Source organism: Novosphingobium sp. 11B, assembly GCF_054589055.1.
Genome location: NZ_BAAILP010000067.1, coordinates 1 through 12724, shown reverse-complemented (window position 1 = coordinate 12724; position 12724 = coordinate 1). Strand labels below are relative to the sequence as shown.

Sequence of the window (12724 nt, the reverse complement as noted above, 5' to 3'; positions counted from 1 at the left end):
TGGGTCGGCGACATTAATCAACACTCCCCGCCGCACCCAGAACCGAACTATATTCCCACAACCCGCCTAAAACGTATGGCTCAGGCACTATGCTTCGCTACCTGATCGTACAAAGTCGAGCTGAGAGCCCGTTTGAGAATCGGTTGATGCGGCAGTGCGGGCGTGATGCAAGCTTGGAATGTGGAGCCGAGCGAGCCGTAGCCGGATGGCAGGATTTGAAAAGTGATCGACGCGCTACCCGACCGATCTGACGGACGAATAATGGCTGTTCATTCAGCCGTTTCTTCCGCCTGTGGCCAAGCGCGGTCGCAAGCCAGAAACGGACCTGCGTGACGTACTCGATGCTCTGCGCTATCTGGCCCGAACAGGTGGTGGCTGGCGGAGGTTGCCGAACGACTTCCCGCCCTGGCAGACGGTGTATTGGTAGTTTCGCCGTTTCGTGCGCCGACTGCTGTTCCGCACGATCCACGACGTCACCCTGATGTTGGACCGTGAACGCGAAGGGCGTGAGCAGAGTCCGACGGCGGCCGTCGTTGGTCTGAGCCCGAGGTTTCTACCAGCTATGAGTAGAACCTGTGCCCGGTTTGATGCCCAAGCGTGGGCGTGATGGCAACAACCGGGTTGCCCCCCCAACCCTTTTTGCAGATTGAGCCGGCTCCCATCTCGGCCGGGGTTCTGTTTCCCAAGCTCGAGTGGGGCCGGAAATGGTTTTAGTCGTGCCGCCAATCAGCCAGCACCTGGCGAGCATGGCCAAGGCTGGTGAACAGTGTCTCGTTCAAGCATTCGTCACGCAGTCGAGCGTTGAAGCTCTCGATGAAGCCGTTCTGCTGTGGCTTGCCTGGCGCGATGTAGTGCCACTCGACATCGCGATCGCGCGACCATCGCAGGATCGCCATACTGGTCAGTTCGCTGCCGTTATCACTGACCACCATGGCTGGCTTTGCCTGACGCTTGAGAATGGCGAGATCGAGTTCACGGGCGACCCGCATGCCCGAGATTGAGGTGTCGGCGATCAGCGCCAGGCACTCCCGGCTGTAGTCATCGACCAGAGCGAAAATCCTGAACCGGCGTCCACAGACGAGCGCGTCGCACACGAAGTCGAGGCTCCAATGCTGGTTCGGCCCTTGAGGGATCGCCATGGGCGCCCGCGTGCCCAAAGCCCGCTTGCGCCCACCGCGCCGACGTACCTGCAGGCGCACCACACGTTTTACGATGTTACTGCACCTGTCGCGCATGGACGGCCATCGGCCAGGCGAGGCCGTCAAGAACGGGCCACCCCTGGCTGGTCATGGTGCCGAAGCCGTGCGCGAGGCGATCGCGCAGTCGATGACGAAGTTCCTCGACACATTCCGCCAGTCGCTTACCTGGGATCAGGGCGCCGAGATGGCCCAGCATGCCAGGTTGCGTATCTATACCGGGTGGAGATCTACTCTGCGATCCACAAAGCCCATGGGAGCGCGGAATGAACGAGAACACCAATGGTCTGCTGCGACAGTACTTTCCAAAGGGCACCGACCTGAGCTGGCACACGTCGGACGCGCTCGATGCGGTCGCGCACGCCGTCAACACGAGGCCTCGTAAAACCCTGGGTTGGAAAACTCCCGCCGAAGCTCTCGACCACTTGCTTGCGAAGGTTCATATCGAGGGTGTTGCGACCACCGGTTGAATCCGCCTTGGCTGCCCTGATCCGAATGATGCAGCAAGGCATCGGGTTTGCCCCGGCGCCAGATGGCCATCATCATGGCATCCGCAACAAGTTGAGCCGTCATGGTCGCGCTCATCGACCAGCCCACGACACGGTGCGAGAACAGGTCGATGACCGCCGCGACATAGAGCCAACCTTGTGCGGTCCAGATATACGTGAAGCCTGCCACCCACTTTTGGTTGGGCGCATCGGCGACGAACTGGCTACGTACGCTCCGCCCCCCCCTAGCCATCGATCCCACAAAAAGCGCGTCGAACTCATGCTCGACAAGTCTGAGCACAATTCCTGCCCTTTCACCGCATCGTTCAGACGCTGAACGACTTGCGCAATTGTCGCGCTCTGACTAGGCCCTACCTTTCAATCAGCCATGACCGCATGGAGACTTCCGTCAGTGCAAAAGTTTAAGATCGCGCTTACGCTCGGGAGCATCACCGCTGGGCTCAGTCTTATCGGATGCACCAGTATGGCCCCCAACCCCAACTTGCCTCGAGGTGCGGCGGCCTATCAAGTGATACCGCCGACGGTACCCGTCCCCACCGCCTACCCGATACGACCTAAGGATAAGCTCAGGCTACGAGTGTTCAATGAGCCTGAGGTTTCCCAAGAAGAACTGAGAGTGGACGACGTGGGAACAATTCAAGTCCCACTCATAGGATCCATCAAGGCTGAAGGCCTCAGCGTGGAAGAATTATCGGCCGAAATTGCCTCTAGCCTCGCCCGCAGCTATCTGAAAAATCCGCAGGTAGCTGTTTCAGTTAAAGAACCTGCCCCAAGCTATGTCTCGGTCGAGGGAGAAGTCAAAAAGCCGGGAGTCTACGAAATTGACGGGCGCACAACGTTACTAGCTACTTTGGCTAGAGCGGAGAGCCCCACATCAACGGCGAAACTAAACGAAATCGTAGTATTTCGCACCATAAATGATCAGCGAATGGTCGCGCGATTCGACCTTAAGCAGATCCGCCTTGGGTTAAGCCCTGACCCAATGATACTCGATGGTGACGTTGTAATGGTTGGATACTCCCGCTCCAAGGGGCTTTGGCAGGATATTCTGAAAGCCGCCCCCATTTTCAACGCGTTCGCACTTATAGCGATTCGTTAGTATCACTGGGTCAAAGAGGTGGCCTCGAGACACTGAACAGCGGCATAAGTTGATATTCTGTCTGATGACGGCCAGGGTGACTGCGAGACAGGAGCAGAGTTGAGCAGACGACCGCGCCGGAATCACAGTCCGGCTTTCAAGGCGAAGATGGCGTTGGCCGCCGTTAAGTATGAGAAGACGCTTGCGAATTGGCGCAGGACTTCGATGTGCACCCCAACCAGATCACGACATGGCGCAGCCAGTTGCTGGACGGCGCAGCGGGGCATTCGGTTCGGAGAGTGCTTCGGAAGCGAGCGAGGCAGCGGTCGATGAGAAGGCGCTACACGCCAAAATTGGCGAACTAACGCTGGCGAACGATTTTTTCTCGGCAAGGTCGGTCTGTTGCCGAGCGCAAAGCGACGATCGGCCGTTCTCACAAGTTGCCAGTGGCACGGCAGGCCCGGCAGTTGGGGATCAGCCGGGGCAGTGCATGTTAACTGCCCCGGCCCGTTTCCAGCGCGGACCTTGCGATCATGCGCCGCATGGATGAGGCGCACCTAGAGCTTCCATTGGCAGTCAGCCGGATGCTGCTCGATCTCTTGTCGCATTGCCTCCCTATCGAAGTGACTATCCTCGCCCAAATCCTGCACTTGATGCCAAGGTCCGCTCTACCGCACGCGGCAATGCCACTGTGCGGCGCCTCATGACCGTGCCTGGATTCGGCGTCGTCACCGCGCTCGGGTTTGTCGCTACTATCGACGATCCCGCACGTTTCCGCCGGTCATCGAGCGCTGGTGCCTATCTTGGGCTCACACCCAGAATTTATGCTTCAGGCGAAACCATGAAAGCGGGCCGGATATCCCGACGCGGCGACGACTTTCTCAGGCGCAGTCTCTACGAGGCCGCCAATGCGCTGCTGACGCGCATCGACCGGTTCTCGGCCCTCAAGAGCTGGGGCCTGCGCATCGCCAGGCGCGGCGGCTTCAAAAAAGCGAAGGTCTGGCCCGCAAACTCGCCACCATCCTCCATGCCATGTGGACGACGGGCAAGGAGTTCCGCTGGTCGTCCGCAGAGAAGGTGCAGGACGCATGACTGCAACCCATCCTACGTCACGCTGACGTCAACGGAATCGTCCGGCCAGGACGATGGCGCAGCCAAGGCCGATCCCGCGGATGCGAGCACCGGTAAATATCGGCGACCGCGAACACCACATTGGCCTGCTGAACCTGTCCAACGCCGTACTGAGGCGGCAACAAACCGCCGACCTCGAAGAGAACCATGAGCCTGGTCGCCGATATCCCATCACAACAGCTTGACGAATGCGATTAGAGAACCCCGCGGGACACGACCCCTCGGTTAACCCGCCCGTTTCGCGCTTCAAGTGACGGATCTCTGCATCCATGCTGGCATCGCCAGGCACCACCTGCGCAAGTTGCCGCTTCCCCGCGTACAGCGAATGCTGACTGACGCATAACCGCTCAGAGATCCCCGCTACCAGATAATGGCCCTGTTCGGAACCCGCGAAACCATCTATACGAGGCAGCATGTGCAGATGCAGCATGGACATTGCGCTCAAAAAATGCTGCATTGCGGGAGAATTTCTCAAAGCGATGTATCGAATGTTCATTGCGGAAAGCAGCGTGAAAACATGGTCTTTCTTACGCCGAGGTTGTGGTGCAAGTGCCCCTAGCTGGCAGTGCGAGTTTCACAGCCGCCTCTGAGAGGCTTCCGGATGAACCACCGCGGTATGAGATGTAAGGCATGATCAATTTACCGCGCCGGGAGGTTGTGGAACCCAAGAGGGCTAATCAGCAACCTCTAGAAGTTCAGCGTCAAACAGCCGGAGAGAATGCCGCGCTTCTATTGCCAAGGGCGAATTAAAAAATGATCTCCATCTCTCCCAAAGTTCTCAGCATCAACATCCGAGCGACACAAGGCGGCGCTGGGCGGATGGGCTATGATCTACATTGTCGGCTCAAGCGTATGGGCGTGAATGCACGACTACTCTATGGGTACGGTTCGAGAATCGCGCCTGATGCCAATGTGGCGGGACGATCTGACATTCAGATGATTGGCAATCGTCCATTTGTGTTAGGCAATTATGCCGCGCATCTCCTGATTGGAAGAGAGTTCCTCACACCCGGCCGCGCCATTTTAAAAGAAGCAATAGATTGGGCTGACGTCGTCCATGTTCACGCCGCTCACCATTGGTATCTACGGTGGTCGACATTAGTGCATTTGCTGCGTCGGTCACGCAAGCCAGTCGTTGTGACCGCACACGATTGGTGGTTAGTAAGTGGACGCTGCGGCTTCGTTCGGGATTGCACGGGCTGGACGCGCGAGTGTGGCGAATGCGGCGCACGGCGGGCCGAAGATTTACCATCACTCTTCGATCGGTCACGCACCGTGCGCGCCTCACGTCAAAGCCAGTTACGATTGCTTTCCGAACAGCTTGTGATTGCGTGCCCGTCTCAACATATTCAACGCGATCACGCCCAGATTTATCCTGATCTTGATATACGCTTCATCCCAAATGCGCTCGATAACGAGTATGAGATGGCAATCTCCGTGATACCTGAACGACAGCGGCGCGGTATCGTTTTTTGCGCGTCCGACCTTGCCTCCCCCGGAAAAATCGATGCTAATATGGTGCGAGCCCTGGCCGCTAAGCATGGCGACAAGATCGAACTTGTGGGCAGAGCCAACCCATTTCACGACATCACTGCGGTTGATCACGGCGAAGTCCGCGATCGAAAGCGGCTCGCTGAAATCTTTAGTCAAGCGCGCGCGTTGGTTTTTACCTCACAGATGGACAATGCGCCACTCACCATAATCGAGGCGTTGGTCGCTGGTAGCTACATTATTGCGTATCATTCTCCTGCCGCAGTTGAAATGCTGGGCTTGGTCGGAGGGCGCTGCGTGTCCTCCCCCGACGAAGCGCTAGCCCTGATCGAGGCCGGCCGTGAGGCGGAACTCTATGGTGGAGTTACCCATTCTGAGTTGAGTGCACGTGCACGACGTATTTGGTCAGGGCAAAGCTTCACACAAGCTTATCTCAACACTTACCTTGAACTGATTGCAGCATGTCAGGAGCGAGCGGCATGACCCAGCGCGCGCCAAAAGCGAAACTTGATGCGCTTGACGGACTGCGCGGCTTCGCCGCTAGCTTCGTAGTCTTGCATCACATGGCAACAAATCAACTACTACCCGCTCACCCAATACTGCTTCATGGCGGAAGGCTGGTCGACACCTTCTTCGTTATCAGTGGCTTTGTCATGGCCTACCAATATGGAGACCGGCTGACCGAGGCACGCGATTTGGGGAAATTTGTGCGTCGCCGTTTTGCCCGAATTTGGCCTCTCCACGCGGCGATTCTTGCCGCTATGATGGCACCGCGTCTTGTCGGGGTTGCGCTGCACGGCGGAGACGCTGAATTGATGCAAGTCGGGGGCGACCACTCGCTCGGTTCTTGGATCGCAAGTTTGGCGCTAATCCACGGCATGGGGATATATGACCATGCGGTGTGGAATGGTCCCAGTTGGACAATCTCGGTAGAATTCTTTGTTTATTTCATTTTCGCCTTCAGCGCGATGGCAAACGGACGCTGGCTTTATAGCTCGGCCGTAGCGATACTAGCACTCACAGCACTAGTATTGGTAAGTAACGGCATGTACCTTTCTACACCGATTCAATTCTCATTTTTGCGCTGCTTATTCGGCTTTTTCTGCGGGGTATCGATGCTTCCGCTTTTCCGTTTAGTCTCACTTTCGGGAATTGTGAATCGAGTACAGGCCACTGCAGCTGAGGGAATTTTTTTTACGTTAGCAGCACTACTACTCTGGTTTAGCCCGAAAGGGGTCGGGTCGTTCGTATTTGTGCTAGTCTGTGGGCTACTGACTGTGGCACTCGCGCTTCGCAGGGGCCCACTCAGTCAAGCCCTCACCACTAAGCCAATTCAGGCACTTGGGTCTTGGTCGCTCGGCATTTACCTTTTGCACATTCCAGTCCTGAATATCTTAATGCGCATTTCGCGCCACGCCATTCCCTTTGGGTTAAATTTTACCGCTTCAGGGTGGCATTGGCCGGAAACGATAATCTTTTTGGCGATAGTTTTAGTTCTGGCTGCCGCTGGTTACTACCTGGTCGAAACACCAGCGCGTGATCGGCTCGGAGGCCGCAGCAAACCGAAGCCCTGCCCCGCGTCGCGGCGTCGCCGTTGGAAAGAAATCTTGTATGATCGCTCCTTTCTTTAGCATTGTTACCGTTGTTCGCAACGCAGAGGACAGCCTCCGACAAACGGCACAAACGCTGGCCAAACAGACTTTTCGTGATCTCGAGTGGGTTATTATCGACGGCAACTCGACCGATGGTACGAGAGCGCTTGCCCTCGACCAGTTCGCGACTGGCACAGCTATTGGCGTCAGCGAGCCCGACAAAGGAATTTACGACGCGATGAATAAGGGACTGGCCCTTGCGTCGGGCGAATACATACTATTTCTCAACGCGGGCGACCGATTGCTCGATTCCTCGTCGCTAGAAACCGCCGCTTATGAACTCAGGAAGCACGAGACGCCCGACATCGGTTTCTTCGCTTCACTGATGGACTTCGGCGGCCGTCAAGTCGTACGCAAAGTGAAGCCTCCAGCCTATATCTGGCATGGCCAGCCTGGCTTACATCAGGCGACTTTCATCAAGCGCGAATTGCATCAGAGATTCCTTTTCTCAAGCCGATACAAAGTCGTTGGCGATTATGACGCTCTTGCCCGCATGTCGCTTGCAGGCACCGCCATGAAAAGCTTTGATACGGTCATTAGCATCAACCAGTTCGAAACCAAAGCTATGTCCGGCAGCAATAAGTTACGGTTAATCCGAGAGGCAATGAGCGTGCAGCGCGAAGTGCTTCAACTTTCGCGCTGGATAGTTGCGATGAGTGTAGCGAGGCGTTCAATTAATTCTGCCGCCTTCAGGTTCTTGACTGCACTAACCGATTTGCGCGCATCATGATGGCAATTTCGCTCGGCGGATCGCCGCGATGGGCTTGGAAACATCCGGTAGTTCTGCACCAGACGTTCGCCGAGATGCGCTGCCTTTTAATTAAAGACGGCGGCAGCAGATGAGATCCGGAAGGCTACTGAGAAACACCGCGGCCCTCTTTACGCGCCAATTTCTAATCTTGGCGATCAACCTTTATGCTGTGAGCGTGCTTCTAAAGACGTTAGGAGTTAATGACTTCGCCCTATTCAACGTAGTTGTGAACGTAGTGGCAATCGGAGCATTTCTCCCAACAGCATTATCGACAATAAGTCAGAGATATTTGGCGTTCGCGTTAGGCGCAGACAGGAATCGTGACGCAGTCCTTAAACGCGTTTACGACGCCAGCCTTCTTCTCTGCGGCGGAGTTTCAATACTAATCTTCCTCGGCATGGAAACTGTAGGCATCTGGTTTGTCACATATCACTTAGCCGTTTCCCCAGACAAAATTTTCATCACCCAAGTTCTTTTTCAACTTACAGTTGTGTCCTTTATTGCCGCCAATCTGTCGGGCTTTTATTCTTCAATCATCATGGCACACGAGGACATGCACGTCTTCGCCCTTTTTTCGGTAGTTGAAGCAGGGCTGCGCCTCGGTGCGGCACTCGCGATCATCGTGTTGGCTGGCAACGGCCTCATCGTCTACGGCGCACTGCTCTGTATATGCTCGTTCGGGATGGCAGGTGCTTACTGGATTTTTTGCAGTCAGCGATATGCAGAGTGTAGATGGGGGCCAATCAGGCGGGAAATAGTGACCCTTCGCGAAATGGCAGGCTTTGCAAGTTGGACTATACTTGGACAAATAACTACGATCAGCAGGAATCAGGCTGTAACGATTTTAATCAATCAAGCCTTCAATCCCGCGACCGTAGCAGCCAGAGCGTTATCCATGTCGGTAGCCGCACAGGCATTGGTGTTCTCGACCAATTTCTCGGCTGCGCTTCATCCACCGATCATCAAGGCGTACGCTGCTGGTGAAAAAGACCAAATGTTCTCGTTAGTGTTTGTCGGCTCAAAAATCGCATTCTTTTTGATCTGGATGGTAACGCTTCCCCTTTTGGTTATGATGCCGTGGGTGCTGAAGATATGGCTAGGACAATACCCTTCAGAAACCGTACTTTTCACCCGACTAGCTCTCATTGAAAACGCTATTACGGCAGTAAGTCTTACTCTTATGACGGCCTGCAGGGCGACGGGTCAAATGAAACTTTACGAGCTATCGCTGGGTTTTGCGCAGGCACTGGTTTTAGTCTTTTCTTGGATCCTCATAAGCATGGGCTATCCGGCATTTTCAGTCTATCTAGTCGCAATTTTCATTAACATTGTCATGTTAGTGATTAGGCTAGCGATTGCGAGTTATTTAACCGGATTGCCTTCTGGCGCCTTCCTGCGTGTAGTAGGACTGCCGGTTCTTTTGGTCGTGGGAGTTTCATCGGCACTGGTTTTGGCTATTGTTGATTTTATGCCTGACCTCGACCAGTCATTTTTTTCGACAAAAGGGGTCGCTGCAGCAGGATTAGTAGGCCTTCTTCCGGCCGTTGTAGTGTACGCACTCGGATTGAGCCAAGACGAACGAAATTCAGTTCATGCGATGATCCAAAAGCGTAGCGCAAGATTTGGAATAGGCCGATGAGTTCCGTCTTGGCAGTACGCCTTTGCAGCGGAGCCGCTATCCGTGGCAAAGCATTCTGCATCTCGCTCATACGTCAAATGGCAGGGCTATGACACAAGCATCACTTACGAAACCTATGTCCGGCAGGCTATCGCGCGGGCTTCGCAAACTAGCACTTCTCCACCGCGGTGCTATCCAACTGTGGCGGAATGGTGGCGTGGTCAAAACCACAATTCGTACGCTCGATCACAACGCGATCCTCGCAGGAAAGCGGATCCTCGTCACCGGGGGCAGCCTAGGTATAGGCTTCGCAATCGCTAGGAGGTACATCGCATCCGGTGCATCTGTGGTCATCACCGGGCGAAACGAAGTCGATCTGCGTAAAGCCATTGATAGCGTCGGTTCCGACAGGTTGCACTGGCTCCGCTGGGATGTGGCAGATGTCACCGCTTCCGATAAAAACCTAAGCGAAGTCGAAACAATTCTCGGTGGTCCAATTGACATACTGGTAAACAATGCCGGAATTCTGATCGGTGAATCGTTCCCAAATGTCTCTGAATCAGGTTGGGATAGGGTCTATGCGGTCAATTCCAAGGGGCTGTTCTTCCTTACGCAATCAGTTGCGAAGCGGTGGTTGCGGACTCCCATCAATGACCGCGTCAGAAAGATCATCAACATCTCATCGACGTCCGGCTTTACTCCCGGCGCATACCCCTACCGCATGACCAAATGGGATGTCGTTGGGATGACGAAAGGGCTGGCTCTGAATTTGGCGCCGCACAACATTGTTGTGAATGGGCTAGCCCCTGGAAGGACAGCCGGCAGAATGCTCGGAATTGGTAATGACAATGTGTTTGACGCCGAGATTCCTGTTGGAAGGGCCGGACTTCCTGAAGAGATTGCAGAACTTGCCTTATTTCTGGCCAGCGACACGTCTAACTATATCACTGGACAGACTATAATCTGTGATGGCGGTATGACCCTAATACAAAAGGAATAGTTCATGTCATGGCAGCGCTGTTAAATTCATTCCGGAAAACCGTCGCCATTGCTGAAGCACCGGCGCTAATTGGTCCATGGCACCCTGCCACGATAGCTTCGTACCACGATCGTGAATCCATTTGGGTGTGCAACCCGAAGTTACCTAACCCAATACAATCAAAAACGCGCACGATGCTGAGGTCCAAATGACGTACTACACCGACGAACGACACACCCAGATCGTCATTGCCTTACTAAAGGCACACGGCATCCGGAAAGTTATCGCCTCGCCCGGGACGACGAACATGGCCTTCGTAGGAAGCGTCCAGACCGATCCGTTCTTTCAGGTTTACTCAGCGGTAGACGAACGATCGGCCGCATACATGGCTTGCGGTCTTGCAGCAGAAACGGGGGAGCCCGTTGTTCTGAGTTGCACGGGCGCGACTGCATCACGCAACTATCTTCCCGGCCTAACCGAAGCTTTTTATCGCAAATTGCCCGTGTTGGCATTGACCTCTATGCAATGGCGCGCGCGCGCCGGGCACCTGATTGCTCAGGTCATCGACCGCAGCACCCTTCCCTCTGATGTGGCAAAGCTCAGCGTAGAACTCCCGATCGTGCAAAACGAAGAGGAGATTTGGGAATGCGAAATGAAAGTCAATCGTGCGATTCTTGAATTGAGCCGGCACGGCGGCGGCCCTGTGCATATTAACCTTCCCACAAATTACAGCCGGCGCTTTGACCAACAAGAATTGCCCAAAACTCGACAGATCAAGCGGTGGACGGCGGACAGTGAAGCTCTTCCCGCACTTAATGGTCGCGTCGCGGTATTCGTCGGTGCACACAAGACTTGGACGCCTGACGAAATCGCATCACTAGATCGATTCTGCGAGGTCAATGATGCAGTGGTTTTCTGCGACCACAGTAGCGGATATCATGGGAAATATCGTATCCTGAGTTCACTGATCGGCGGACAATTCGGAGCCGACCAATCGCACCTTGCCCCAGACGTATTGATCCATATTGGTGAAGTTTCGGGTGACTATGACACCACGCCTTTAATGGGACGTGAAGTCTGGCGCGTCAGCCCTGATGGCGAGCTTCGTGATACATTTCGGAAACTTAGCAACATATTTGAAATGTCAGAACAGCGCTTTTTCCGCAGCTATACCGAAGGCGTGGCAAGAACTAATGTCTATTACGAGCTTTGTAAAACAGCGCTAGAGGCGATTCGCGGGAAGATGCCGGAATTGCCGTTTTCTAACCTATGGCTTGCGTCGCAATTCGCTCAGCATGTACCTGGTAATGCGGTGGTACACTTCGCCATTCTCAACAGTTTGCGGGCTTGGAATTTCTTCGAGCTTCCGACTGGAGTACGCACCGCATCCAATGTGGGAGGCTTTGGAATAGATGGCTGCATGTCGTCACTGATAGGGGCTTCGCTTGCCGATCCTCACCGGCCATTCTATCTAGTAACTGGCGACCTTGCGTTCTTCTATGATATGAACGCGCTTGGTAATCGCCATTTAGCGCCCAACGTGCGCATCCTTCTGATTAACAATGGTAAAGGGACTGAATTCACACAGTACGGTCACGCGGGCGCTGCCTTCCCGGGAGACGCAAACAAGTTTATTGCTGCCGACGGGCATTTTAGCAGCCGCGCACCCGATCTCGGTCAATACTATGCTAATGGCCTTGGATTGGAGTACCTCCGCGTGTCAAGCAAACAGGAAAGCGATGTCATCGCGACGCAGCTTTTTGCGACCGAACAACGAGATCGCCCCATGCTCGTCGAAGTTTTCGTAAATCCAGACGATGAAAGCAATGCCCTGAAGATGGTCCGCTACCTCGAACTGGACAATCGGACCAAGGTTCTCAACACAGTCAAACGCGTCGTCGGTCCTCGGGTCATCCGGACGGCAAAGGAACTGCTTCGGCGCTAACGTTGACGCCGGGCAGCTTCAACTCATTCACTGAGTGTCTCCCTAATACCAATCTGCGTTAATCAGAACCAACGTGCTCATTCTCGACGTCCAATGTTCATGATGCGTGACGTGACCCCCGGATTTCCTCCAGTCGGGATTAGAGCCGGGCAGCTTTGTTGCGCATGAGCGCGGGTTGAGCAATGGCCTGCGCAGCGGAGCCCGTAGGGCGTAGCGAAGCAGGCCATTGCTTATTCAGTTCAGCGGCGAAGGGTAACCGCTGCTTGGACCCCACGTGGGATGTGGAGAGGCTTCAGTGTACGGTCAAGGTTCTTGCAAAGGCACACTGGTCATGGATGAAGGAGATGATCTGGGGGATCATCCGCCAGGTATCT

Annotated in this window: 8 protein-coding genes and 5 pseudogenes; 11 read left to right on the top strand and 2 right to left on the bottom strand. The window is 54.8% G+C overall.

What is annotated here, in order from left to right; all coding sequences use genetic code 11:
• Positions 1-178: 178 nt before the first annotated feature.
• Positions 179-535, top strand: a pseudogene (locus ACYPYD_RS06290) (transposase); the annotation flags it as partial.
• Between the two features lie 25 nt (positions 536-560).
• Here the strand turns inward: ACYPYD_RS06290 and ACYPYD_RS06285 are convergent.
• Positions 561-1193 (bottom strand): annotated as a pseudogene (locus tag ACYPYD_RS06285) (integrase core domain-containing protein); the annotation flags it as partial.
• Between the two features lies 1 nt (position 1194).
• Here ACYPYD_RS06285 and ACYPYD_RS06280 point away from each other — a divergent pair.
• Positions 1195-1666: pseudogene (locus ACYPYD_RS06280) on the top strand (IS30 family transposase); the annotation flags it as partial.
• Between the two features lie 7 nt (positions 1667-1673).
• On the opposite strand, the pseudogene ACYPYD_RS06275 reads toward ACYPYD_RS06280, so the two are convergent.
• A pseudogene (locus ACYPYD_RS06275) lies at positions 1674-1907 on the bottom strand (DDE-type integrase/transposase/recombinase); the annotation flags it as partial.
• A gap of 165 nt (positions 1908-2072) precedes the next feature.
• Between ACYPYD_RS06275 and ACYPYD_RS06270 the strand changes: the two are divergent.
• From ACYPYD_RS06270 to ACYPYD_RS06230, 9 genes and pseudogenes are all read left to right on the top strand, one after another.
• Positions 2073-2804 (top strand): polysaccharide biosynthesis/export family protein, encoded by a 732-nt coding sequence (locus tag ACYPYD_RS06270; RefSeq protein WP_459662495.1) that lies wholly within the window; start codon positions 2073-2075, stop codon positions 2802-2804.
• A 99-nt stretch (positions 2805-2903) separates the two neighbouring features.
• Positions 2904-3385: pseudogene (locus ACYPYD_RS06265) on the top strand (transposase); the annotation flags it as partial.
• A 101-nt stretch (positions 3386-3486) separates the two neighbouring features.
• The gene (locus tag ACYPYD_RS06260) at positions 3487-4065 is read left to right on the top strand and encodes a transposase (RefSeq protein ID WP_459662493.1); all 579 of its coding nucleotides are present in this window, start codon (positions 3487-3489) and stop codon (positions 4063-4065) included.
• Positions 4066-4667: 602 nt separating this feature from the next.
• Positions 4668-5888: a glycosyltransferase gene (locus tag ACYPYD_RS06255; RefSeq protein WP_459662492.1), complete on the top strand. Its 1221-nt coding sequence runs from the start codon at positions 4668-4670 to the stop codon at positions 5886-5888.
• The gene (locus tag ACYPYD_RS06250) at positions 5885-7036 is read left to right on the top strand and encodes an acyltransferase family protein (RefSeq protein ID WP_459662491.1); all 1152 of its coding nucleotides are present in this window, start codon (positions 5885-5887) and stop codon (positions 7034-7036) included. The genes ACYPYD_RS06255 and ACYPYD_RS06250 overlap by 4 nt, the downstream gene beginning before the upstream one ends.
• Positions 7017-7787, top strand: a complete 771-nt coding sequence (locus ACYPYD_RS06245; protein WP_459662490.1) for a glycosyltransferase family 2 protein — start codon at positions 7017-7019, stop codon at positions 7785-7787. Before ACYPYD_RS06250 ends, ACYPYD_RS06245 begins: the two co-directional genes overlap by 20 nt.
• Before the next feature lie 169 nt (positions 7788-7956).
• The gene (locus ACYPYD_RS06240; protein WP_459662489.1) at positions 7957-9447 is read left to right on the top strand and encodes a lipopolysaccharide biosynthesis protein; all 1491 of its coding nucleotides are present in this window, start codon (positions 7957-7959) and stop codon (positions 9445-9447) included.
• Positions 9448-9643: 196 nt separating this feature from the next.
• Positions 9644-10426, top strand: coding sequence for an SDR family NAD(P)-dependent oxidoreductase (locus ACYPYD_RS06235; protein WP_459662488.1), 783 nt, complete (start codon positions 9644-9646; stop codon positions 10424-10426).
• A 187-nt stretch (positions 10427-10613) separates the two neighbouring features.
• On the top strand, positions 10614-12350 hold the full coding sequence (locus tag ACYPYD_RS06230) for a thiamine pyrophosphate-binding protein (protein ID WP_459662487.1): 1737 nt from the start codon (positions 10614-10616) through the stop codon (positions 12348-12350).
• Positions 12351-12724 lie beyond the last annotated feature (374 nt).